Genomic DNA, 23,676 nt, shown 5'->3' with positions numbered 1-23,676 from the left:
TACGCGCCCATGACCCTCGACTGGCTACATCTCGGCACCCTGATCCTGACCATCCACGTGCTCGGGATCGTCGCGGCGTGCCACGCAATCATGAACACGCGCACGTCGCAAGGCGCGATCGCGTGGGCCGTCTCGCTCACGGCCATGCCGTACCTGACGCTCGTTCCGTACCTGTTCCTCGGCCGCAGCAAATTCTCCGGCTACGTCGACGCTCGGCGCCACGAGCTGGACATGTTGCGCACGCACACACCGCGCGCGCCGTGGCGCACCACCGACGCGACCGACGGGCCGGCCGCCGACGCGCTCGGCCAGGCCGCCGTGCTCGCGCTCACGCGGCTCGGCGGCATGCCGTTCCTCGGCGGCAATTCGGTGCGCACGCTCGTGAACGGCGACGCGACGTTCTCGGCCATCCTGTCGGCGATCGACGCCGCGCGCGACTACGTGCTCGTCCAGTTCTTCATCGTGCGCGACGATGCGCTCGGCCGGATGCTGCGCGACTCGCTGCTCGCGCGCGCGGCCGCCGGCGTACGCTGTTGCCTGCTGTACGACAGCATCGGCAGCTTCGACCTGCCGCACGGCTACGTCGACGCATTGCGCCGGGGCGGCGTCGAGGTCCACCCGTTCGCGACCAACCGGAAATTCGTCAACCGCTTCCAGCTGAACTTCCGCAACCATCGCAAGATCGTCGTCGTCGACGGCAATCGCGCGTTCGTCGGCGGTCACAACGTCGGCGTCGAATATCTCGGCGCGAAGCCGCGCCTGTCGCCATGGCGCGACACCCACATCGAGATACGCGGCCCCGTGGTGGCGAGCATCCAGTACGTGTTCGCCGAAGACTGGCACTGGGCGACGCAGAAGCTGCCGCCCATCGCGCTGCCGCCGCCCGCGCAGCCCGGCGACGCCATGCATTGCCTCGCGGTGCCGATGGGGCCGGCCGACAAGCAGGAAACCGGCTCGCTGTTCTTCGTCGAATCGATCAATGCCGCGCGCGAGCGGATCTGGATCACCACGCCGTACCTGGTTCCCGACGAAGCCGTGCTGTGCGCGCTGAAGCTCGCCGTGATGCGCGGCGTCGACGTACGCATCCTGATCCCGAGCCGGCGCGACCACTACGTCGTGTTCGAAGCGTCGAAGCTTTACGCGCGCGACCTCGTCGATGCGGGCGTGAAGGTGTTCCGCTACCGGCCCGGCTTCCTGCACCAGAAGGTCGTGCTGATCGACCGCGTCGCGGCGGCGATCGGCAGCGCGAATCTCGACAACCGCTCGTTCCGCCTCAATTTCGAGGTCATGGTGCTGACCGTCGACCCGGCGTTCGCCGACGAGGTCGAGACGATGCTCGATGCCGACTTCGCGCTGGCGTACGAGGTCGATGCGGACGAATACCGACAGTCGCCCGCCTGGCGGCGCATCGCGATGCACGTCGCGCGGCTGTTCGCGCCGATCCTGTAACGGCCCTGACGAGCGCCGCGCACGCTGCACCGGCGCGGCGCACGCCGCGCTGCGCGGTCACAGCAGCTTGTCGATGTCCGCGGCGATCTCGTCGGGCTTGGTGGACGGCGCGTAGCGCTTGACGATGCGCCCTTCGCGGTCGATCAGGAATTTCGTGAAATTCCACTTGATCGCCTTGAGGCCGAGAATGCCGGGCGCCTCGTCGGTCAGGTAGCGATACAGCGGATGCGCATGGTCGCCCTTCACGTCGATCTTCGCGAACATCGGGAACGTGACGCCGTAGTTGCGCTCGCAGAACGCACCGATCTGCGCGGCGTCGCCCGGCTCCTGCTTGCCGAACTGGTTGCACGGGAAGCCGAGCACGAAGAAGCCGCGCGCCGCGTACTGGTCGTACAGCTTCTGCAGACCCGCGTACTGCGGCGTGAAACCGCACTCGCTCGCGGTATTGACGATCAGCAGCACCTTGCCGCGATACGCATCGAGCGAGACCGGCGCACCGGCGAGCGTCTCCGCGCTGAACGAATACAGGGTGGACATCGGGCACTCCTTATATGAAACCGGATCGACGTGGAGTCTAGGCGAAATTGCGCCGTTGCGGCATCGGCCGAGCGGCCGATGCCCGGCGCGATCGGCGCGCGGTCTAGAATAGCGGTTTTGGCCAGTCATTTCCGCCGTGATCCGTTTCAATCAGTTCAGCCTTGCGCGCGGCACCAAGCCGCTGTTCGAGTCGACCTCGTTCGTGCTCAATCCCGGCGAGAAAGCCGGCCTGATCGGCGCGAACGGCGCCGGCAAGTCGACGCTGTTTTCCGTCCTGCGCGGCGAGCTGCATTCCGACGGAGGCGATTTCTCGATGCCGCCGTCGTGGCGGATCGCCCACGTGTCGCAGGAAACGCCCGCGGTCGACCGCTCGGCGCTCGACTACACGCTCGACGGCGATGCCGCGCTGCGCGAGATCGAGGCCCGCATCGCCGCCGCGTCGGCCGCACATGACGGCGCCGCCGAAGCCGACGCGCACGCGGCGTTCGCCGATACCGACGGCTACACCGCGCCGGCCCGCGCCGAAGCGCTGCTGCTCGGCCTCGGCTTCACGCTCGCGCAAACGCGCGAATCCGTCGCGAGCTTCTCCGGCGGCTGGCGCATGCGGCTGAACCTCGCGCAGGCGCTGATGTGCCGCTCCGACCTGCTGCTGCTCGACGAACCGACGAACCACCTCGATCTCGATGCGATCGTGTGGCTCGAAGACTGGTTGCACCGCTACCCCGGCACGCTCGTCGTGATCTCGCACGACCGCGAATTCCTCGATTCGATCTGCAACGTCACGCTGCATCTGGAAAACCGCCAGGTGAAGCGCTACGGCGGCAACTACTCGCAGTTCGAAGTGCTGCGCGCGCAGCAACTGGCGCTGCAGCAAAGCGCATACGAAAAGCAGCAGAAGACGATCGAGCACCTGCAGAGCTTCGTCGACCGCTTCAAGGCCAAGGCGACCAAGGCCAAGCAGGCGCAAAGCCGGATGAAGGCGCTCGAGAAGATGGAGTTGATCGCGCCCGCGCACATCGCGTCGCCGTTCACGTTCGAATTCCGCACGCCCGATGCCGCACCGAACCCGATGATGGTGATGGAGGACGTCCGTTGCGGCTACCGCGCCGACGACGGAGCGGACATCCCGATCGTCGAGCGCGTCGCGCTGTCGATCCAGAACGGCCAGCGCATCGGCCTGCTGGGCGCGAACGGTCAGGGCAAGTCGACGCTGATCAAGACGCTGGCCGGCACGCTCGCGCCGCTGTCGGGGCACGTGCGCGACGGCAAAGGGCTGACGATCGGCTATTTCGCGCAGCACCAGCTCGAGACGCTGCGCGAAGACGATTCGCCGCTCGCGCACCTGGCGCGGCTCGCGCCCGACACGCGCGAGCAGGAACTGCGCGACTTCCTCGGCGGCTTCAATTTCTCGGGCGACATGGCGACCAGCCCGGTCGGGCCGTTCTCGGGCGGCGAAAAAGCGCGCCTCGCGCTGGCCCTGATCATCTGGCAGAAGCCGAACCTGCTGCTGCTCGACGAACCGACGAACCACCTCGACCTCGAGACGCGCCACGCGCTGACGATGGCGCTCGCGCAGTTCGAAGGCACGCTGATCCTCGTGTCGCACGACCGTCACCTGCTGCGCGCGACGACCGACCAGTTCATGCTGGTCGCGAAGCACCGGCTGCAGCCGTTCGACGGCGACCTCGACGACTACCGCGACTGGCTGCTGCAGCATGCGGCCGAGCAGCGCGCGGCCGCGAAGGCCGACAGCGCGGCCGCCGCGGGCGCCGATCCGGGCGTCAACCGCAAGGATCAGAAGCGCCAGGCGGCCGAGGAACGCCAGCGGCTGTCGCAGTTGAAGAAGCCGCTGCAGACCCGCATCACGAAGCTCGAAAAGGAAATGGAAACGCTGCACGCCGAGAAGGCGCGCCTCGACGCGTTCGTCGCCGATCCGGCGAGCTACGAGGCCGCGCGCAAGACGGAGCTGACCGACGCGATCCGCAAGCTCGGCGAGGTCAACACGCGGCTCGAGACGGTCGAGGCCGACTGGCTCGCCGCGCAGGAAGAACTCGAGCAGATCGGCTGAACGCGGCCGCCGGGCCGTCAGCCGACGATCGCGTCATCGGCGGCGCGGTGCGTCGGAGCGTCCATGCCCGACGAAACGGCCCGGCCGCGAAAACGACGAGGCCGGGCACCTGGCCCGGCCTCGTCGGTCACTGCTGCGTCGACATGGCCGCGTCGGCCCGCCGCGTGATCCGTTCAGCGGCGCGGCAGCGTGTCGCGCGGCATCTGCTCGTCGTCGCCCATCAGGTATCGGCGCCCTTGGGTCGGCCGGCGAATCGCCGCGACGACTTCCGCTTCCGTCACATCCTCGGACACGACCTTGCGCGCCAGGCGCCCTTCTTCGTCGATCCATTCGACGATTCGGCATCCGCCGCCCCACGGCTGGCGAATCGGCTCCGACACGCGGCAGCCGCGCAGGTTGTAAAGGCGTCCGCCAGGCGCTTCCCCATACGATTTCAACATAGGTTCCCTTCGCATTGCGCGGTTCGACATTCCGGCAAAGGATAGGGAAAAGCGATGTCCGGCGGGTTACAGCAGCCTACATATTCTTTACGGTGAATTACGCGACAGATCGTCCGGCGACGCCCAGCCCGCGCGCGCCGGATCGCTCATCCGAGATCGCTCATTCGAGATCGCGCACGCGGTCGATCGCCTGCTCGAGCCGCTCGACGGCCATCACGTTCAGCCCTTCGATCGCCTGTTTCGGCGCATTCGCCTTCGGAATCAGCGCGGACGTGAAACCGAGCTTCGCCGCTTCGCGCAGCCGTTCCTGCCCGCGCGGCGACGGCCGGATCTCGCCGGCCAGCCCCACTTCGCCGAACACGATCAGCCCTTTGGGCAGCGCCTTGTTGCGCATCGACGAGTGAATCGCGAGCAGCACCGCGAGGTCGGCGGCCGGTTCGGTGATCTTCACGCCGCCGACCGCATTCAGGAACACGTCCTGGTCGAAGCACGCGATGCCCGCGTGCCGGTGCAGCACCGCGAGCAGCATCGCGAGCCGGTTCTGCTCGAGGCCGACCGCGAGCCGGCGCGGGTTCGGCACGTGCGCCGTATCGACGAGCGCCTGGATTTCGACGAGCAGCGGACGCGTGCCTTCCTGCGTGACGAGCACGCACGAACCGGGCACGACCTGCTCGTGCTGCGACAGGAACAGCGCGGACGGGTTGGCTACGCCGCGCAGCCCGCGCTCGGTCATCGCGAACACGCCGAGCTCGTTGACTGCGCCGAAGCGGTTCTTGAACGCACGCACGAGCCGGAACGACGAATGCGTGTCGCCCTCGAAATACAGCACCGTGTCGACGATGTGCTCGAGCACGCGCGGGCCGGCCAGGTTGCCCTCTTTCGTCACGTGCCCGACCATGATGATCGCGGTGCCCGACTGTTTCGCGATGCGCGTGAGCTGCGCCGCGCATTCGCGCACCTGCGCGACCGAGCCCGGCGCCGACGTGAGCGCGTCCGAATAGACGGTCTGGATCGAGTCGATGACGGCCACGTCCGGCCGCTCCGCATCGATCGCGGCCTGGATCTTCTCGAGCTGGATCTCGGCGAGCAGCTTCAGTTCGGCCGCCGGCGCGCCGCCGTCGAGCAGCGCGAGCCGTTGCGCGCGCAACGCGATCTGCGCGGCCGATTCCTCGCCGCTGATATAGAGCGCGCGCCGCTCGCTCGCGATATCCGCGAGCGACTGCAGCAGCAGCGTCGACTTGCCGATGCCCGGATCGCCGCCGATCAGCACGACGCCGCCGGGGACCAGCCCGCCGCCCAGCACGCGGTCGAATTCGCCGATGCCGGTCGAGAAGCGCGGCACGTCGGCGGCCTCGATGTCGACGAGACGCTGCACCGGCGCCCGCTTCGCGAGCGACTGGAAACGGTGCGCAGCCGACGACTCGGCGACCGATTCGACGAGAGTGTTCCAGGCCTGGCACGACGGGCACTGGCCCTGCCACTTGGGGGTCTGTCCGCCGCACTCGCTGCAGACGTAAACGGTTTTCTGTTTGGCCACGCGCGACGCCCTTATTCCGCTCGCACCGGCACGCGCGCGGCGATCGCGCACATCAGCTCGTAGCCGATCGTGCCGCAATGGCGCGCGACGTCGTCGATCGGCAGCGCGTTGCCCCACAGCTCGACGCGCGCGCCGACGCCGGCCTGCGGGCACGGCGTCAGGTCGACGGTGATCATGTCCATCGAGACGCGACCGACGATCCGCGTGCGGATGCCGTCGACGATCACGGGCGTGCCTTCCGGCGCGACGCGCGGATAACCGTCCGCGTAGCCGCACGCGACGACGCCGATTCGCATCGGCGCCTGCGCGGAGAACGTCGAGCCATAGCCGATCGCCTGGCCCTTCGCGATCGTCTGCACCGCGATCAGCTCGGACGCGAGCGTCATCGCGGGCTTCAACCCCGTGTCGGCGATATCGGACGACAACCCGGACGGCGACGCCCCGTACAGCACGATCCCCGGCCGCACCCAGTCGAAGTGCGTGTCCGGATGCCACAACACGGCCGCCGAATTCGCGAGACTGCGCGCGCCGGCGATGTTTGCCGCGCCACGCTCGAACGTCGCGAGCTGCTCGGCGACGCCGCGCTCGTTGTCCGCGTCCGAAAAATGGGTCATCAACGTGATCTGGCCGATGCCCGGGCACGCGCGCGCACGCTCCCACGCGGCACGGTACTTCTCCGGCGCGTAACCGAGCCGGTTCATCCCGCTGTTCATCTTGAGCTGCACGTTGACGGGCTTCGACAGCCGCGCCGTCTCCAGCATCCGCATCTGCTCGTCGTTGTGGACGGTCGTCGTCAGGCTGTAGCGGTCGATCACGTCGATGTCGGTCGAGCGGAAGAAGCCTTCGAGCAGCAGGATCGGGCCGGCCCAGCCGAGCTCGCGCAGCTTCACGGCCTCGTCGAGGTCGAGCAGGCCGAAGCCGTCGGTGCCGCGCAGGCCCGGAAACGCGCGAGCGAGACCGTGGCCGTACGCATTGGCCTTGACGACCGCCCAGACCTTGGACGGGCCGGCAAAGCGGCGGACGACGGAGAGATTGTTCGCGAGAGCGGCGGTGTGGATGGTGGCGGAGATCGGGCGCGGCATGGGAAATTTACGTAAAGACGCTTGCGAATCATCAGCTTACCGCGCCTTTTGAGCACCGAAGCCGGCAATTTGCGGAACGATCGGGGAATCTTGCTAGTCCGAATTCGCGTATTTTCATGTTATAAAGCCGTGCGCACAACCCATTTCGAACGGAATAAGCCGATCGCATACCAGGCGGCCTACGCGGCCCTGCCGCAGCGACGAAAGCATCGCATCAGATGAAAAAAGGTTTTTACACCATCATGGCCGCGCAGTTTTTCTCGTCGCTGGCCGACAATGCGCTTCTCATCGCCGCCATCGCCCTGCTGAAAGACCTCCACGCCCCCAACTGGATGACACCGCTGCTGAAGCTGTTCTTCGTGTTGTCGTACGTGGTGTTGGCGGCGTATGTCGGTGCGTTCGCGGATTCGCGCCCGAAGGGCCGCGTGATGTTCATCACCAACTCGATCAAGGTGGTCGGCTGCATGATCATGCTGTTCGGCGCCCACCCGCTGATCGCATACGGGATCGTCGGCTTCGGCGCGGCGGCCTACTCGCCCGCCAAGTACGGGATTCTCACCGAACTGCTGCCGGCCGACCGGCTGGTCGCCGCGAACGGCTGGATCGAAGGCACGACCGTCAGCTCGATCATCCTCGGCACCGTGCTCGGCGGCGCGCTGATCAGCCCGCACATCGCATCGCACGTGATCGCGCACACGCCCGACTGGATCGGCACGCCCGCCGAAGCCGCGATGGCGATCATCATGGCGATCTACGTGATCGCCGCGCTGTTCAACCTGCGCATTCCCGACACGGGCGCCCGCTATCCGAAGCAGGAACGCGGCCCGGTCAAGTTGCTCACCGATTTCGCCGACTGCTTCATGGTGCTCTGGCGCGACAAGCTCGGCCAGATTTCGCTCGCGGTCACCACGCTGTTCTGGGGGGCCGGCGCGACGCTGCAGTTCATCGTGCTGAAATGGGCCGAGGTGTCGCTCAACATGTCGCTGTCCGAAGGCGCGATCCTGCAGGCCGTGGTCGCGGTCGGCGTCGCGGGCGGCGCGATCGCCGCCGCCGCCCGGATTCCGCTGAAGAAGTCGCTGACCGTGCTGCCCGTCGGCATCGTCATGGGCATCGCGGTGATGCTGATGGCGTTCTACACGCGCGACCTGTTCCCGTCGCACTGGGCCGTGCACTTCGGCCACCTGCGCCTGCCGTTCTACCTGATCGTCGCCTACGTCTTCCTGATCGGCGTCGGCGCGCTGTCCGGCTACTTCGTCGTGCCGATGAACGCGCTGCTGCAGCATCGCGGCCACGTGCTGCTGTCGGCCGGCCATTCGATCGCGGTGCAGAACTTCAACGAGAACCTGTCGGTGCTCGTGATGCTGTGCCTGTATGCGGTGCTCGTGTGGCTCGACGTGCCGGTCGGCGTCGTGATCGTGCTGTTCGGCACGTTCGTCTGCCTGACGATGTGGCTCGTGATGCGCCGCCACCAGGCGAACCAGCGTCAGTTCGACTCGGTCGCGCTGATCGGCGAATCGCGGCACTGACGCTACACTCTCCGTTTTCGTCCGCCGGCGCCGGTCCTTGAACCGGCACGTTGCCCTCATGACGCACCCGATACCCAACATCCTGACGATCGCCGGCTCCGATTCGGGCGGCGGCGCAGGCATCCAGGCCGACCTGAAGACGTTTTCCGCGCTCGGCGCGTACGGCGCGAGCGCGATCACCGCGCTGACCGCGCAGAACACGCGCGGCGTGACGGGCGTGCATGCGCCGGACGCCGCCTTCGTGACCGCGCAACTCGACGCGGTGTTCGACGACATCCGCATCGATGCGGTCAAGATCGGGATGCTCGCCAACGCGGCGATCGTGCACGCGGTGGCCGACGCGCTGCGCCGTTATGCGCCGCGCTTCGTCGTGCTCGACACGGTGATGATCTCGAAGAGCGCCCACGCGCTGCTCGCGCCCGATGCCGTCGACGCGCTGCGCGACACGCTGCTGCCGCTCGCGACGGTCGTCACGCCGAACCTGCCCGAAGCGGCCGCACTATTGAACGATGCGCCCGCGTCCACCGAAGACGACATGGTCCGGCAAGGCCAGGCGTTGCTGCAAACGGGCGCGCGCGCCGTGTTGATGAAGGGCGGCCACCTGCCCGACGCGTCCGCGAGCCCCGACTGGCTCGTCGAAGCGACACGCACCGTGCGGCTCGAAGGCGCGCGCTTGCCGGTCGGCAACACGCACGGCACCGGCTGCACGCTGTCGTCGGCGATCGCCGCGCTGCTGCCGCAGCAGCCCGATCTGGAAAGCGCGGTACGCGACGCCAAGACCTACCTGACCGGCGCGATCGCCGCGAGCGGCCACCTCGACGTCGGCCACGGCGTCGGCCCGGTCCATCACTTTCATCGCTGGTGGTAAGCGCGGGCTGACGCGGCGTCAGCGATCCTGCGCCGCGAACGCCTGCGCGCGCCCCGGCCAGTCGTCGGGCACGACGAAACCGCGCGCCGTCTCGCGCCACGTGCCGTCGGCACCCTTTTCATGGATACAGATCAGGTCGGGCGCCTGGCGCGCCGCCAGCACGGGCGGCAGTTCTAGTGCGCTCGCCAGCGGCTCGGGCTGGACACCCGCGCCGGCGGCGGCACGCCGCGGCGCCAGCCATGCCAGCCTCGGCAACACGCTCCATGCCGCGCCGTCACGCTGCGCGGCCGCCCACGCCGGCCACTGCGCGTGCGTCAACCAGAAACCGCGCGGGTGATCCGGCGCGATTTCGGCGGACACCGGCGAGACCGGTGCGCCGTACGGATGGAACAGCCAACCCTTGACGAACATCTGCGCGTCGGACGGCGCGCCGTAGCCGAGCCGGGCAAAGCCGTCGTGTTCGCCGAGCCGCAACTGGTGATCGAGCAGCCGGCTGCGCTTGCGGTCGAACCGATCGACGAGATTGGGGCCGACGAAGTCGGCGAGCGACGCGCCGTCGCGCACCGGCGCGCACAGATAGCACTTCACCGCGAGCTCCCAGTGCAGGCGCCGGCCATCCGGCGCGTCGACGAGAAAGTCGACTTCGCCGAGCGTGCGGCCGTTGCTGCGCAGCGGCAGATTGGCCGCGACGAGCCGCAGCGACGGCCCGTACGTCAGAAAATACTCGAGCAGGCATTCGGCGTAGCGTCCGAGCCGGGTGGGCCGAAACCCGTCGAGCGCGCGATGCAGCGGCTCGGGCCGCGCATCGAGCGCGGCGAGCCACCCTTCGACGGCCGCTTGCCCGGCCGCATCCGGCCATGGGTGGGCGAGCGGTGCGCCCGGCACCGCGGTGAGCAGGCTCGGGCTGGCCAGCAGCCAGCCCAGGTCGCGCACCGCGACGTCATGCAGCGTATCGACGAACGCGCACGCCGCGCCGGTCGTCATTGCCCGGTCGGGCCGTTCGCGTCGACACCATCCGCACGCCGGAACGTGTCGCGCGCGAGGCACAGGTCGGCCCACGCCTTGGACTTGTCCTGCAGGCTGCGCAACAGGTAGGCCGGGTGGTAAGTGACGATCACCGGCACGCCCTCGTACGCATGCACGCGGCCGCGCAGCGACGCGATGCTCGCGTCCGTCTTCAGCAGCGTCTGCGCGGCAAAACGGCCGAGCGCGACGATCAGCTTCGGTCTCACGAGCGCGACCTGGCGCTGCAGATAAGGCTCGCAGCTCGCGACCTCGTCCGGCTCCGGGTTGCGGTTGCCGGGCGGCCGGCACTTGATCACGTTCGCGATGTACACGTTGTCGCCGCGCTTGAGCGACAGCGACTGCAGCATGTTGTCGAGCAGCTTGCCGGCCTGGCCGACGAACGGCTCGCCCTGCTTGTCCTCGTTCTCGCCCGGCGCTTCGCCGATCAGCATCCAGTCCGCTTCGCGGTCGCCTACGCCGAACACGGTGTTGGTCCGCTTCTCGCACAGACGGCACAGCGTGCAGTCCGCCACGCGCGCGGCCAGGGCATCCCAGTCGAGCGCGGCGACCGGTGTGCCGGCGGGACGCGATTCGGCGGGCGGCACGCCATCGCCCTGCGGCGCCGCGTCGAACCATGCGAAATCGTCGTCCCCGGCGGGCGACGTATCAGCCTTCGGCGGCACCGTATCGGACAATGCGGCCGAATCGGACGGCACAGCCTGCGCGGGCGGGCGATCGCCATCGACGACACCGTGCGCCGGCGCCCACGACTCGCGAGCCGGCAAGCCACCGGCAGCGCCACGCGCGACGGCCGCTGGCGCGTCGTCCTGCTCCGGCGCACGCGCCGGCCGATCGGCCGCGACGACGGAACCGACGTCGGCCGTCGCGGTTGCCGCGACGGCAGGCGCGTCGGCTGCCGCGCCCTCGCCCGCGCGTTGCCCGCGCCGTACCCAGATCTGCGCGAGGCCCAGTTCCTCGAGCGCCGCTTCAGCCCACGCCATGCGCATCCCCCTCGTCCTTGTTCAGCGTCAGACGCATCACGATCGCGTCCTCCCGGCTGCGATGCTTCGCCGGATAGTAGTTCTTGCGCCGGCCGATCGTCACGAAGCCGAAGCGCTCGTACAGACGAATCGCGCGCGGATTGGACGGCCGCACCTCGAGCAGCACGCCGTCGAGCCGCTCCGCGCGCGAAATGCGCACCGCCTCGCGCAGCAGCGCGAGGCCCGCGCCCGCATGTTGCGCGGCCGGCGCGACGCACAGGTTCAGCAAATGCATCTCGTCGATCACGGGCATCAGCACGCAATAGCCGACGAGCGACCCGGTCACGTGCCGCAGGCACACGCCCAGATAGCCGTTGCGCAACGAATCCTCGAAATTGCCGCGGCTCCACGGGAATTCGTACGCGACGCGCTCGATCGCGACGACCTCGTCGAGATCGGCGTCCGTCATCGGCGCCAGATAGCGGTCGCTCAACAGGACACCCGTCATCCGTTCGCTCCGCCCGTCTGCGCGGCCCGTGCCGCGATGCGCTCGGCCGTGGTCTGCGCGACCTTGTCGCGCACGTATTCGGGCGCGGCCTGGTCGGCCGGCACCGCACGCCCCGCGCGGAACGCGCGCAGCGCGGCATGCGCGACCGCCAGCGCATGCGGCAGCGCGTCGCCGTCGATCGCGGCGGCCCGTGCGGCGGCCGGCAATTGCGCGCCGAACGCCGCGGCCGCATTGCCGGCGAGGACGAACGGCGCGTCGGGTACGCCGACGGCACCCGGTGCGTCGAGCGACGCCGGATGCACCGTGCGCCAGTCGCCGGCGCCGTCGTCCCACGCGAAATCCGCCCAGTAGGCTTCGTCCATCCGCGCGTCGAGCGCGGCGAGCACGCGGGCCGTGCCGGGCGCGCGCAGCCGCGCGTGCTCGGCGCACGCGAGCAGCGTGCCGATCGGCACGACCGGCAGCCCGCTCCCGAATGCGAGGCCCTGGGTAATGCCGGTCGCGGTCCGCAGGCCCGTGAACGAGCCGGGGCCCGCGCCGAACGCGATCGCGTCGCAATCGGCGAGCGTCAGCCCGGATTCGGCGAAGAGTTCCTGGATCGCCGGCAGCACGCGCGTGCTCGACACGGCGCCCGTCGGCTCGTGACGGACCCAGGTTTGCGGGGTGGAAACGGCGTCATCGGCCGGGGCCGAGCGCAGCAGCGCGACCGAGCAGTATTCGGTCGACGTATCGATGGCGAGGAGCACTGTTTGCGTCATGGCCGACATTGTAATGCGCCGCCCCGCTCCCACGGGCGATCGGGTCCGATCTGTGCGCACGCGCGGCGCCGGCCGCGGTTTGGAAGGATCGCTCGACCCCGCGCGACGGCCCGCTTGTTAAGATCGGCCGATCTGAAACCCTTACGGAGACACCCGATGAGCGAACTCACCGCCCGATTCGACCAGGCCCAGATCGACGTCAAGCAACTGACGGAACGGCCGGGCAACCTGACCCTGCTGCGCCTGTACGCGCTCTTCAAGCAGGCGACCGACGGCGATGCGCACGGCGACAAGCCCGGCTTCACCGACATCGTCGGCAAATACAAATACGATGCGTGGGACGCACTGAAGGGCACGTCGCAAGATGCGGCGAAGCAGCAGTACATCGAACTCGTCGAATCGCTGAAAAACGGCACGGCGTCCTGATCGGATCGCCCGCGCCGCAATCGGCAATCAAATCAGTGGCGCAGCGCAGCAAATTTCTCTATAATGCGGCCTGCGTCACCTTCCGCGCTCGGCTCGCAAGCCGTTCCGGCCCGACGCCTCGTAGCGTTAAGCTCCAATCCGGTTTAGAACCTGTCCCCTCCTGCTTCGACCCTTGCGGTCGTCAACTAGGCTGGCGGTCCCGCTCCTGAAGCGCGCCGCACCCAAAACAGCTTCTAATGCCTCATCCGCCGACGGTTCGGCGGATTGCACCCGTTTCCCGATTTGCTCGCTGAATCCGACGACTTGGGTATGCGCGATTGGCGCCGACGTTTCACCCACTGTGTTTCAAGGATTGTTATGACTTCGAGCATCAACTCCAGCCCGCTCAACGCGATCGCCGACCAGGCGCTCGGTCTCGACGCCGCCGCACCGGCCGCAGTCGAACCGGCGTCGGACGAGCCGAGCTTCGCGTCGCTCGGGTTGTCGCCGGAGATCGTCTCCGCGCTGCAGGCCGCCGGCTACGTGAAGCCGACGCCGGTGCAGCAGCGCGCGATTCCGGCCGGCATCGCCGGCCGCGACCTGCTGGTGTCGAGCCCGACCGGTTCGGGCAAGACGGCCGCATTCATGCTGCCCGCGATCGAACGTTTCGCACAGCTCCAGAAGACGCAGGCGCAGCAGCCGCGCGCGCCGCGCGAACCGAACCAGGGTGACCGCCGCGTGCGCCGCCCGCAACCCGTCGCGCGCCCGGGCCTGCTCGTGCTGACGCCGACCCGCGAACTCGCGATGCAGGTCACGACGGCCGCATCGACGTACGGCAAGCATCTGAAGCGCCTGCGCACGGTCAGCATCCTCGGCGGCGTCGCCTACGGCCAGCAGTTGATGCTGCTCGCGAAGAACCCGGAAATCCTGGTCGCCACGCCGGGCCGCCTGCTCGATCACCTCGAGCGCGGCCGCATCGACCTGTCGGAACTGAAGATGCTCGTGCTTGACGAAGCCGACCGCATGCTCGACATGGGCTTCATCGAGGACATCGAAACGATCGTCGCCGCCACGCCGGAATCGCGCCAGACGATGCTGTTCTCGGCCACGCTCGACGGCAAGATCGGTTCGCTGACGAGCCGCCTGTTGAAGGACCCGGAGCGCATCGAGATCCAGCAGCGCCTGGAATCGCGCGCGAACATCGCGCAGACCGTCCATTACGTCGACGACCGCGACCACAAGGATCGCCTGCTCGATCACCTGCTGCGCGACGACGCGCTCGACCAGGCGATCATCTTCACGGCGACCAAGATCGACGCCGACCAGCTCGCCGGCCGTCTGGCCGACGCAGGCTTCGAATCGGCCGCGCTGCACGGCGACCTGCCGCAAGGCGCGCGTAACCGCACGATCCGTGCGCTGCGCGAGCGCCGCGTGCGCGTGCTGGTGGCCACCGACGTCGCGGCCCGCGGCATCGACATCCCGGGCATCACGCACGTGTTCAACTACGACCTGCCGAAGTTCGCGGAAGACTACGTGCACCGTATCGGCCGTACCGGTCGCGCAGGCCGTTCGGGTATCGCGGTGAGCCTCGTGCATCATGCCGAGCAAGGCGCGCTCAAGCGCATCGAGCGCTTCGTGCGCTCGCCGCTGCCAGTCAACGTGATCGAAGGTTTCGAGCCGCGCAAGGCTCCCCCGCGCAACGGCGGCAACGGCGGCCGCGGCCGTCCGGGCGGCGGCAACGGCGGTCGTCGTTTCGGCGGCAAGCCGGGCGGCGGTTATGGCGGCAACGGCAACGGCCGCAGCTACGGCGGCGGCAATGGCGGCGGCTGGAGCGGCAAGCCGGGCGGCAGCCGCGACGGCGGCCCGCGTCGCGACGGTCAGCGCAGCGGCGGCCCGCGCCGCAGCAATTCGGCCTCGTAAGACAAGCACACACGGGCGGCCGGCGGCCGCCCTGCGGATCGGCCACCCGGCCGTCCAGCCAACCGGCGCGTCCACGCCGGTTTTTTTTCGTCTCGCCGTCAATTTCACGATGCGGAAAATTTTTTTGCGTCGTAAAAAATCATGCTGCAAGGCACAAGCCGCACGATTGCGGGATAGGAAAACGCATTTCTTATCTCGAAATCAACTTGGCAAGCTATTGATTAAAAACAACTAAAAAATTCCTCGCTTCCCGAGACAGCCCCTGTTTCGCTCCCGCCTATTTGCCTAGACTCTTATACAAGACTTCGCGAAACGGCATGCACCGCTTCCCCGCTTCGCGAACGGCATCACCACCGTCAGATTCGGCCCGTTACGCCTATACCGCATCAAGGAGCTCATCATGTCGCGTCAGCAACAGGCACAGGAACTGCAGCAGCAATGGGAAACCGATCCGCGCTGGAAGGGTATCAAGCGCAGCTACTTGGCTGAGGACGTCGTCCGCCTGCGCGGCTCGATCCCGATCGAGCACACGCTGGCCAAGCGCGGCGCGGAAAAACTGTGGAGCCTCATCAACAACGAGCCGTTCGTCAACGCACTCGGCGCGCTGACCGGCAACCAGGCGATGCAGCAGGTGAAAGCCGGCCTGAAGGCCATCTACCTGTCCGGCTGGCAAGTGGCCGGCGACGCGAACGTCGCGGGCGAAATGTACCCGGACCAATCGCTGTACCCGGCCAACTCGGTGCCGCTCGTCGTGAAGCGCATCAACAACACGCTGACGCGCGCCGACCAGATCCAATGGTCGGAAGGCAAGAACCCGGGCGACGAAGGCTACGTCGATTTCTTCGCGCCGATCGTCGCCGATGCGGAAGCCGGTTTCGGCGGCGTGCTCAATGCGTTCGAACTGATGAAGGCGATGATCGAGGCCGGCGCATCGGGCGTCCACTTCGAGGATCAGCTCGCGTCGGTGAAGAAGTGCGGCCACATGGGCGGCAAGGTGCTCGTGCCGACGCGCGAAGCCGTCGCGAAGCTGTCGGCCGCGCGTCTCGCGGCCGACGTGATGGGTACGCCGACCGTGCTGGTGGCCCGCACCGACGCGGAAGCGGCCGACCTGATCACGTCCGACGTCGACGACAACGACAAGCCGTTCCTGACGGGCGAGCGCACGGTGGAAGGCTTCTTCCGCACGAAGCCGGGCCTCGAACAGGCAGTCTCGCGCGGCCTCGCGTACGCGCCGTACGCGGACCTGATCTGGTGCGAAACGGGCAAGCCCGATCTCGAGTACGCGAAGAAGTTCGCGGAAGCGATCCACAAGCAGTTCCCGGGCAAGCTGCTGTCGTACAACTGCTCGCCGTCGTTCAACTGGAAGAAGAACCTCGACGACGCGACGATCGCGAAGTTCCAGAAGGAGCTCGGCGCGATGGGCTACAAGTTCCAGTTCATCACGCTGGCCGGCTTCCATGCGCTGAACTACTCGATGTTCAACCTCGCGCACGGCTATGCGCGCACGCAGATGAGCGCGTTCGTCGAACTGCAGCAGGCGGAATTCGCCGCAGCCGACAAGGGCTTCACGGCCGTCAAGCACCAGCGCGAGGTCGGCACCGGCTACTTCGACGCGGTGACGCAGACGGTCGAACGCGAAGCGTCGACGACCGCGCTGCATGGGTCGACCGAGGACGAACAGTTCTTCGACGGCAAGAAGGTCGCATAACACGCGCGGGCGTGACGCCGATGCCGCCGCGTCTCGCGACGCCGCGGCATCGGCCACCGGACAACAATCAGGGAGGAGACGGCAGGCGCGCGAGTCCCATTGCGCGACCGGCCGCGCGGCCTGCGGGCCGCCAGCAACGATGCGCGCCGGCTTCGTCCGGCGCGCCCTTTTTTCGGCGGTGCAGCCGGCCCGGCCACGGCCGGCGCCGCCCTACCGATAGACGATCACCGGAATTTTCGTATGGGTCAGCACGCGCTGCGTCTCGCTGCCGATCAGCAGGCTGCCGAGCCCGCGGCGTCCGTGGGACGCCATGAAGATCACGTCGCAGCCGCCGCGCTCGGCCGCCTCGATGATGCCGAGATACGGCGACGGATGCACGCTCGTCCACGTGTCGCACGCGACCCCGGCCGCCTTCGCGGCCGCTTCCACCTCCTCGAGATGCGCACGCGCCTCGCGCTCGCTGCGCGCGCGGAAATCGGCGGGCGGCTCGATGATCACTTCGGAAAACGGCGAGTACGGGTATTGCGGCAGGCACGCGTAGGCCGTCACGCGCGCGCCGACCGCACGAGCCAGGTCGATCGCACCGTCGATCGCCTTCTTCGACAGTTCGGAACCGTCGGTTGGAACGAGGATGTGCCGGAACATCGCGCCCTCCTTCGTCAATCGCACGCGCGCCGCGGCGCCAGCCGAGCCGGCCGCGACACGGCGTGCATGCCTCTTCCGATTGTAGTGTGCGAAACCGCGCTCACTGCATCGTCAGCGGGTTCGCCCTCATATCGGAAACGCGCGGGCGGGTGTCGCCTACTCGCCCCAATAGCCGGGCCGCTCGTACGTGTGCTTCAGGTAATCGAGAAACAGGCGCACCCGCAGCGGCAGATGCCGGCGCTGCGGAAACACCGCATGGATGCCGATCGGCGGCGCGGCGAACGCGTCGAGCACGCTGACGAGCCGGCCGGCCGCGATGTCCTCGCCGACTTCCCACCACGAGCGCCACGCGAGCCCGTGGCCTGCGAGGCACCACTCGTGCAGCACCGCGCCGTCCGAGCACTCCATCGTGCCGTTCACGCGGATCGACACGACCTTGCCGTCCTCCTGGAACGACCAGCCGCGCTGCTGGTTCGCATTCGCCGCGAGCGCGAGGCAGTTGTGGCGAGCGAGTTCCGCGAGCGTGGCGGGCGTGCCGCGCCGCGCGAGATACGCGGGGGACGCGACGCACACGCGGCGGTTCTCGCCGAGTTTCAGCGACACCAGCGACGAATCGGGCAGCTCGCCGAGCCGCACCGCGCAATCGAAGCCCTCGTTGACGAGGTCGACCATCCGGTCGGACAGGTCGAGCGTGACCGACACGTCCGGGTGTCCGACGCTGAATTCGGGCACGAGTGGCGCGACATGGCGCCGGCCGAAGCCGGCCGGCGCGGAAATCCGCAGGTGGCCGCTCGCCTTGACGCCGCCGGCGGACACGCTCGCCTCCGCGTTCTGCATGTCGTTGATGATGCGCTGGCAGTCCTCCAGGAACGCCGAACCCTCGAACGTCAGCGTGAGCTTGCGCGTCGTGCGCACCAGGAGCTTCACGCCGAGCCGCTCCTCGAGCGCGTCGAGGCGGCGGCCGATGATCGCCGGCGCGACGCCTTCCGCGTGCGCGGCCGCCGACAGGCTGCCTTTCGCCGCGACCGCGGCGAACGTTTCGATCTGTTTGAACCGGTCCATGACTCTCGCGAGGGCGGCGTCGCCGCCCTTCAAATAGCTTGAGCCGCCAAGATTAGGTATATGAAAGTAAAAGATCAAGTGATGATTAGCGTCTTTTTTAGCACCTTCGATCACGAATAGAATCGATCCGACCTCTGAAACTGGAGCGCAAGGCTATGTCGGCCACAACGACACTCTCCTCTCCCGACGCCATCCTCTTCGACGCATTCGGCACGTTGTTCGACGTGCGCGCCGTGCTGGCCGCGGCAGAGCAGATGTTTCCCGGTCACGGGGAGCGGCTGTCGCAGCTGTGGCGACGCAAGCAGATCGAATACTCGCAGTTGCGCACGCTCGCCGACCCGGCCGGCGCCCGCTATCGCCCGTTCCGGGACATCACGCTCGATGCGCTGCGGTTCGCCGCGCGCCGGCTCGGGCTCGCGCTGAACGGCGCGGCCGAGAAGCGGCTGATGGACGAATACGCGTGCCTGTCCACCTATCCCGACACGGTGCCCGCGCTGCGCAAGCTGCGCGCGCTCGAGCCGCGCCCGCCGCTCGCGATCCTGTCGAACGGCACCCCGCAAATGCTCGACATCGCGATCAAGAGCGCCGGCATGTCCGGGCTGTTCGATCGCGTGCTGTCGGCCGACACCGTGCGCGCGTACAAGCCGAGCCCGGCCGCCTACGCGCTCGGCACCGCCGCGTTCGGGCCGAACCCGCGCGACATTGTGTTCGTGTCGTCGAACGCATGGGACGTCGCCGGCGCCACCTGGTTCGGCTACACGACGTTCTGGCTCAACCGCACGGGCGCGCCTGCCGAGGAACTCGGCGCGCCGCCCGACGGCACGGGCACCGGCATGGCCGACCTGCTCGCCTTCCTCGCCGCCCCGGCTCCGTCCGGCAGACCCGCAAACCGCACGCGCCCCGGCCCGGGTGCATGACGTTCGCCGCTGCCGCCTTCCCCCTTCACCGAAACCGCAACTGACCGACCAAGGAGATGAGACTCATGAGCACCTCGATCACGCTGCCGCAAGGCATGACGATCACCGGCGAAATCAAGCCGGGTTACGAAGCCATCCTGACGCCCGACGCGCTGGCACTCGTCGCGGCGCTGCACCGTACGTTCGAATCGCGCCGCCAGGCGCTGCTGCAGGCCCGCGTCGAGCGCACGAAACGCCTCGACGCGGGCGAGCGCCCCGACTTCCTGGCCGAGACGAAGGCGATTCGCGAAGGCGACTGGACGGTCGCGCCGCTGCCGGCCGACCTGCAATGCCGGCGGGTCGAGATCACGGGCCCCGTCGAGCGCAAGATGATCATCAACGCGCTGAACTCGGGCGCCGATTCGTACATGACGGACTTCGAGGATTCGAACGCGCCGAGCTGGACGAACCAGATCGACGGTCAGATCAACCTGAAGGACGCGGTGCGCCGCACGATCTCGCTCGAACAGAACGGCAAGTCGTACAAGCTGAACGACAAGGTCGCGACGCTGATCGTGCGTCCGCGCGGCTGGCACCTCGACGAGAAGCACGTGACGGTCGACGGCCAGCGCGTGTCCGGCGGCATCTTCGATTTCGCGCTGTTCCTGTTCCACAACGCGAAGGAACTGATCGCGCGCGGCTCGGGCCCGTACTTCTACCTGCCGAAGATGGAAAGCCATCTCGAGGCGCGCCTGTGGAACGACATCTTCGTCGCCGCGCAGGAAGCGATCGGCGTGCCGCGCGGCACGATCCGCGCGACGGTGCTGATCGAGACGATCCTCGCCGCGTTCGAGATGGACGAGATCCTGTACGAACTGCGCGAACACAGCTCGGGCCTGAACGCCGGCCGCTGGGACTACATCTTCTCGGCGATCAAGAAGTTCAAGAACGATCGCGACTTCTGCCTGGCCGACCGTTCGAAGATCACGATGACGGTGCCGTTCATGCGTGCGTACGCGCTGCTGCTGCTGAAGACCTGCCACAAGCGCAACGCGCCGGCGATCGGCGGGATGAGCGCGCTGATCCCGATCAAGAACGATCCGGAAGCGAACGACAAGGCGATGGGCGGCGTGCGCTCGGACAAGCAGCGTGACGCGACCGACGGCTACGACGGCGGCTGGGTCGCGCACCCGGGCCTCGTGCCGATCGCGATGGAAGAGTTCGTCAAGGTGCTCGGCGACAAGCCGAACCAGATCGCGAAGCAGCGCGACGACGTGCAGGTCGAAGGCCGGAACCTGCTCGACTTCCAGCCGGAAGCGCCGATCACCGAAGCCGGCCTGCGCAACAACATCAACGTCGGGATCCACTACCTCGGCGCGTGGCTCGACGGCAACGGCTGCGTGCCGATCCACAACCTGATGGAAGACGCGGCCACGGCCGAGATTTCCCGCTCGCAGGTCTGGCAATGGATCCGCTCGCCGAAGGGCATGCTCGACGACGGCCGCAAGGTCACGGCCGAACTCGTGCGTGAATTCGCGAAAATCGAACTCGACAACGTGAAGCGCTCGGTCGGCGGCAACACGCAGCCATACGAGCGCGCGGCGGCGATCTTCGAGCAGATGTCGACGTCGGAAGGCTTCACCGAATTCCTGACGCTGCCGCTGTACGAGGAAATCTGACGACGACGCCGTTGCGTCGCCGGCCGGCCACGCCGTGCCGGCGGTCGCATGCGACGGCGGCACGAAAAAAGCGCCCCGCGGGGCGCTTTCTTTTTTACGGCTGTCCCGCCGCCCCCCGCAGGCAAGCTCAGGCGGCTTCCTGCTCGCGCCGGTACTGAACCCAGTCGCCGGACGCGATGCGCGGGCGCCCGGCCGCCGCATGCGCGGCAACCGGATAATACAGGCACGCGTACTGCCGGCCGCCGAGCTCGACGGTCACCTCTTCCGGTTTGAACAATGAGTCGACGCCCGGATAGACGCGCTCGATCTCGTCGAGCACCGGGACGAGTTGCTCGTCGACCTCGTAGACGTCGCCCCAGACCAGCGACTTGCCGGCCGGCCCGGCGAGCATGCCCGGGTAGGTGCCGAAATCGTACAGCTCGCCCGGCAGCGCGGCCGCGCCCAGCAGCGTCGGCGCGGCGATTCCGTGGCGGGCGGCCGCCTGACCGATGTCGTTGGCCTGTCCAGCTCTCAAGGTGCCATAGACGAATACGTGGCGCATCGTGGTTCTCCTCTTCGATTCGTGTGTTGCCGTGTTCGCATGCGATCGGTGTGCGATTGGCGTGCCATTGCGCACGCATCGATAGACCGCGATACCGCCCCGATGGTTCGAACCGCCGGGGGCGCGCGACCGCGGGCGGTCGCCCCGGATTCGCCGGTGCCCACACAAAGTTCATTTGAACCCGGCATGATGGCCCGAAAAACCGCCGCATGCGCTTATGCGGCGCCTTCTAAAATAACGGCATCGCCGCCGCGCCGCCCGAACCGTTCATGAATCCGCCCGCCCAAGCCGACGTATCGAACCCGTACGACGTCATCGACATCCCGCCGGAATTCGCGCCGACGGCCGTCCATCCGATGCGGGTACGCGCACGGCAGGTCGATGCCGGCCGCCGCATTCCGCTGCACACGCATGCATGGGCGCAGCTCGCGTACGCGTCGCGCGGCGTGCTGCGCGTCGCGACGACCGGCACGACCTGGATGGTGCCGCCGTCCCGTGCGATCTGGGTGCCGCCGCACGTGACGCACGAGGTCGTGATCGTCGAAGAAGCCTATTTGCGCACGCTGTATATCGACGAGTCGATCGTGCCGGGCGGCCTCGACGCATGCCGCGTCGTCGAGGTGACGGGGCTGCTGCGCGAGCTGATCGTCGCACTCGATGCGCGCGACCTGAGCGCCGCGCGCGAGCGCCTGCTGTGCGGGCTCGTGCTCGACGAGCTGAGTCATGCCGAACCGTTGCCGCTCGCGGTGCCGATGCCCGACGAGAAACGGCTGCGCCTGCTGTGCGAATCGGTACTCGCGCACCCCGCGCACGCGGAGTCGCTCGAGCACTGGGCGAGCGAGGTCGGCGCGAGCACGCGCACGATATCGCGGCTCTTCAAGCAGGAACTGGGCGTGAGTTTTTCGCAGTGGCGCCAGCAGGCGCTGCTCGCGCGGGCGATCCCGCTGCTGAACCAAGGGCGCCCGCTGTCGCATATCGCGCGTGAGCTCGGCTACCAGAGCCAGAGCGCGTTCTCGGCCATGTTCCGTCGTGCGTTCGGCGAAAGCCCGCGCGCGTTCATGCTGCGCGGCTACGAGCATCGAGGCCCGGACGGCGCCGCCGCGGACAGCGAAACGCCAGACGACGACGGCGCGATCGACACGGCCCGCTGATCGCCCGCTCCGGCGCGTCGGACCGTCAGACCGGCCGCACCATGTGGCGGATCGAGCCGAGTTGCGCGAGCCGCGGCCCGGTGACCCGGTAGCCCATGCGCAGGTACAAATGCGCGGCGGGATTGTCGACGAACACGCGCAACTGCAGTTCGTGCAGCCCGCGCGCACGCGCCCAGCGATGCGACATCTCGAGCAGGTAGGTGCCGGCGCCCTGCCCGCGATGGCCGGCCGCGATCTGCACGTCGCGGATATGCAGCGAATCGCCCTCCTCGGTCACGCGCAGCACGCCGATGCGCTCGCCGTCGGCCTCGAGGATGAAGTTCTCGGATTCGCGCCAGCTCGCATAGAACAGATCGCTGCGCCACACGAGCCCATGGCGCTTGTAGTAGCCGCCCATGTTGCCGTGCGTCAACGCTTCGGCATACGGAAAATCGCCGGGCTCCGCGGGCCGGAGCTGATACAGGAGTCGCAGGTCGGTCGGATCGAGCATCGCGCAGGAGTCGGAAACACATCCCCGCCACGATAGCGCAGTCGCATGCGGATGCAATCGCGAATTTCTCGTAGGGTCGCGACATCCGATGCAGCACGCGGCATGGCGGCACGCGCGCTCGGAGGTGCAAGCGAAAAAGCCCGCACGAGGCGGGCTTTTTCATTTTCTGGCGGAGCGGACGGGACTCGCCTACCTGCCGCAGGCCGCGGCTGCGCTTGCAAGCGCAGCCCTTCGAGTCCCGCCGGAAGCCGCGCAGGCGGCTTCCTCCGCCCCGCAGTCACGTGCCCGCTTGCGGGCACGACGAGCGATACCAATGAAAAAGCCCGCACAAGGCGGGCTTTTTCATTTTCTGGCGGAGCGGACGGGACTCGAACCCGCGACCCCCGGCGTGACAGGCCGGTATTCTAACCGACTGAACTACCGC

The 23,676-nt window shown here is 68.0% G+C and carries 22 protein-coding genes; 10 read left to right on the top strand and 12 right to left on the bottom strand.

Features of this window, described 5'->3' with window-relative positions:
- Window positions 1-9: 9 nt before the first annotated feature.
- A complete protein-coding gene (gene cls / locus WT53_RS27330; RefSeq protein WP_034207676.1) occupies window positions 10-1,449 on the top strand; it encodes a cardiolipin synthase in 1,440 nt (479 codons plus the stop codon).
- Between the two features lie 57 nt (window positions 1,450-1,506).
- Here cls and WT53_RS27325 read toward each other — a convergent pair whose 3' ends face one another.
- Window positions 1,507-1,986 carry a glutathione peroxidase gene (locus tag WT53_RS27325; protein WP_011549528.1) on the bottom strand — a complete coding sequence of 160 codons (480 nt, stop codon included), beginning with the start codon at window positions 1,984-1,986 and terminating at the stop codon, window positions 1,507-1,509.
- 136 nt (window positions 1,987-2,122) lie between these two features.
- Here WT53_RS27325 and WT53_RS27320 point away from each other — a divergent pair, with 136 nt between their 5' ends.
- Window positions 2,123-4,054 carry an ATP-binding cassette domain-containing protein gene (locus WT53_RS27320; RefSeq protein ID WP_060262372.1) on the top strand — a complete coding sequence of 644 codons (1,932 nt, stop codon included), beginning with the start codon at window positions 2,123-2,125 and terminating at the stop codon, window positions 4,052-4,054.
- 173 nt (window positions 4,055-4,227) lie between these two features.
- Here WT53_RS27320 and WT53_RS27315 read toward each other — a convergent pair whose 3' ends face one another.
- The 3 genes from WT53_RS27315 to alr all read right to left on the bottom strand — a co-directional run bounded on the left by WT53_RS27315 (window position 4,228) and on the right by alr (window position 7,113).
- Window positions 4,228-4,494, bottom strand: a complete 267-nt coding sequence (locus WT53_RS27315; protein WP_034207678.1) for a DUF2866 domain-containing protein — start codon at window positions 4,492-4,494, stop codon at window positions 4,228-4,230.
- A gap of 160 nt (window positions 4,495-4,654) precedes the next feature.
- Entirely contained in the window at window positions 4,655-6,031 is a 1,377-nt protein-coding gene (gene radA, locus WT53_RS27310; RefSeq protein ID WP_059823752.1) for a DNA repair protein RadA, read from the bottom strand.
- Window positions 6,032-6,042: 11 nt separating this feature from the next.
- Window positions 6,043-7,113, bottom strand: coding sequence for an alanine racemase (alr, locus tag WT53_RS27305; RefSeq protein WP_059780838.1), 1,071 nt, complete (start codon window positions 7,111-7,113; stop codon window positions 6,043-6,045).
- A gap of 218 nt (window positions 7,114-7,331) precedes the next feature.
- Here alr and lplT point away from each other — a divergent pair, with 218 nt between their 5' ends.
- Together lplT and thiD are read left to right on the top strand one after the other, a co-directional pair.
- Entirely contained in the window at window positions 7,332-8,639 is a 1,308-nt protein-coding gene (gene lplT / locus WT53_RS27300; protein ID WP_034207681.1) for a lysophospholipid transporter LplT, read from the top strand.
- 58 nt (window positions 8,640-8,697) lie between these two features.
- Window positions 8,698-9,507 carry a bifunctional hydroxymethylpyrimidine kinase/phosphomethylpyrimidine kinase gene (thiD, locus tag WT53_RS27295; RefSeq protein WP_034207682.1) on the top strand — a complete coding sequence of 270 codons (810 nt, stop codon included), beginning with the start codon at window positions 8,698-8,700 and terminating at the stop codon, window positions 9,505-9,507.
- 18 nt (window positions 9,508-9,525) lie between these two features.
- Here the strand turns inward: thiD and WT53_RS27290 are convergent, their stop codons facing one another.
- From WT53_RS27290 to tsaB, 4 genes are read right to left on the bottom strand one after another with little or no spacing between them, the layout of a single operon-like run.
- Window positions 9,526-10,491, bottom strand: a complete 966-nt coding sequence (locus tag WT53_RS27290) for a DUF1853 family protein (protein WP_034207683.1) — start codon at window positions 10,489-10,491, stop codon at window positions 9,526-9,528.
- Window positions 10,488-11,513: a uracil-DNA glycosylase gene (locus WT53_RS27285; protein ID WP_060262380.1), complete on the bottom strand. Its 1,026-nt coding sequence runs from the start codon at window positions 11,511-11,513 to the stop codon at window positions 10,488-10,490. The genes WT53_RS27290 and WT53_RS27285 overlap by 4 nt, the downstream gene beginning before the upstream one ends.
- The gene (gene rimI / locus WT53_RS27280) at window positions 11,500-12,000 is read right to left on the bottom strand and encodes a ribosomal protein S18-alanine N-acetyltransferase (protein WP_034207684.1); all 501 of its coding nucleotides are present in this window, start codon (window positions 11,998-12,000) and stop codon (window positions 11,500-11,502) included. Before rimI ends, WT53_RS27285 begins: the two co-directional genes overlap by 14 nt.
- On the bottom strand, window positions 11,997-12,764 hold the full coding sequence (tsaB, locus tag WT53_RS27275; protein ID WP_034207685.1) for a tRNA (adenosine(37)-N6)-threonylcarbamoyltransferase complex dimerization subunit type 1 TsaB: 768 nt from the start codon (window positions 12,762-12,764) through the stop codon (window positions 11,997-11,999). The genes rimI and tsaB overlap by 4 nt, the downstream gene beginning before the upstream one ends.
- A gap of 147 nt (window positions 12,765-12,911) precedes the next feature.
- Here tsaB and WT53_RS27270 point away from each other — a divergent pair, with 147 nt between their 5' ends.
- The 3 genes from WT53_RS27270 to aceA all read left to right on the top strand — a co-directional run bounded on the left by WT53_RS27270 (window position 12,912) and on the right by aceA (window position 16,788).
- Window positions 12,912-13,181, top strand: coding sequence for an acyl-CoA-binding protein (locus tag WT53_RS27270; RefSeq protein ID WP_034207686.1), 270 nt, complete (start codon window positions 12,912-12,914; stop codon window positions 13,179-13,181).
- A 357-nt stretch (window positions 13,182-13,538) separates the two neighbouring features.
- A complete protein-coding gene (locus WT53_RS27265; protein WP_034207687.1) occupies window positions 13,539-15,080 on the top strand; it encodes a DEAD/DEAH box helicase in 1,542 nt (513 codons plus the stop codon).
- A 400-nt stretch (window positions 15,081-15,480) separates the two neighbouring features.
- Entirely contained in the window at window positions 15,481-16,788 is a 1,308-nt protein-coding gene (gene aceA / locus WT53_RS27260; protein ID WP_012328776.1) for an isocitrate lyase, read from the top strand.
- A gap of 210 nt (window positions 16,789-16,998) precedes the next feature.
- Here the strand turns inward: aceA and WT53_RS27255 are convergent, their stop codons facing one another.
- Both WT53_RS27255 and WT53_RS27250 read right to left on the bottom strand, forming a co-directional pair.
- On the bottom strand, window positions 16,999-17,433 hold the full coding sequence (locus WT53_RS27255) for a universal stress protein (protein WP_034207688.1): 435 nt from the start codon (window positions 17,431-17,433) through the stop codon (window positions 16,999-17,001).
- Window positions 17,434-17,589: 156 nt separating this feature from the next.
- Window positions 17,590-18,495 (bottom strand): LysR family transcriptional regulator, encoded by a 906-nt coding sequence (locus WT53_RS27250; RefSeq protein WP_034207689.1) that lies wholly within the window; start codon window positions 18,493-18,495, stop codon window positions 17,590-17,592.
- 155 nt (window positions 18,496-18,650) lie between these two features.
- Between WT53_RS27250 and WT53_RS27245 the strand changes: the two genes are divergently transcribed.
- Window positions 18,651-19,412: a haloacid dehalogenase type II gene (locus tag WT53_RS27245; protein WP_060262369.1), complete on the top strand. Its 762-nt coding sequence runs from the start codon at window positions 18,651-18,653 to the stop codon at window positions 19,410-19,412.
- 65 nt (window positions 19,413-19,477) lie between these two features.
- Entirely contained in the window at window positions 19,478-21,070 is a 1,593-nt protein-coding gene (gene aceB, locus WT53_RS27240) for a malate synthase A (RefSeq protein ID WP_060262378.1), read from the top strand.
- A gap of 127 nt (window positions 21,071-21,197) precedes the next feature.
- Here the strand turns inward: aceB and WT53_RS27235 are convergent, their stop codons facing one another.
- Window positions 21,198-21,611: a gamma-glutamylcyclotransferase gene (locus WT53_RS27235; protein WP_034207692.1), complete on the bottom strand. Its 414-nt coding sequence runs from the start codon at window positions 21,609-21,611 to the stop codon at window positions 21,198-21,200.
- A gap of 269 nt (window positions 21,612-21,880) precedes the next feature.
- Here WT53_RS27235 and WT53_RS27230 point away from each other — a divergent pair, with 269 nt between their 5' ends.
- Window positions 21,881-22,762 (top strand): helix-turn-helix domain-containing protein, encoded by an 882-nt coding sequence (locus WT53_RS27230; RefSeq protein WP_034207693.1) that lies wholly within the window; start codon window positions 21,881-21,883, stop codon window positions 22,760-22,762.
- Between the two features lie 25 nt (window positions 22,763-22,787).
- Here the strand turns inward: WT53_RS27230 and WT53_RS27225 are convergent, their stop codons facing one another.
- A complete protein-coding gene (locus tag WT53_RS27225; protein WP_034207694.1) occupies window positions 22,788-23,252 on the bottom strand; it encodes a GNAT family N-acetyltransferase in 465 nt (154 codons plus the stop codon).
- Window positions 23,253-23,676: the final 424 nt, after the last annotated feature.

This window comes from Burkholderia sp. MSMB2157WGS (assembly GCF_001532755.1).
In the GTDB taxonomy this organism is placed as follows: domain Bacteria; phylum Pseudomonadota; class Gammaproteobacteria; order Burkholderiales; family Burkholderiaceae; genus Burkholderia.
The sequence above is the reverse complement of the archived record's forward strand: the minus strand, read 5'-3'. Positions and strand labels throughout refer to the sequence as shown.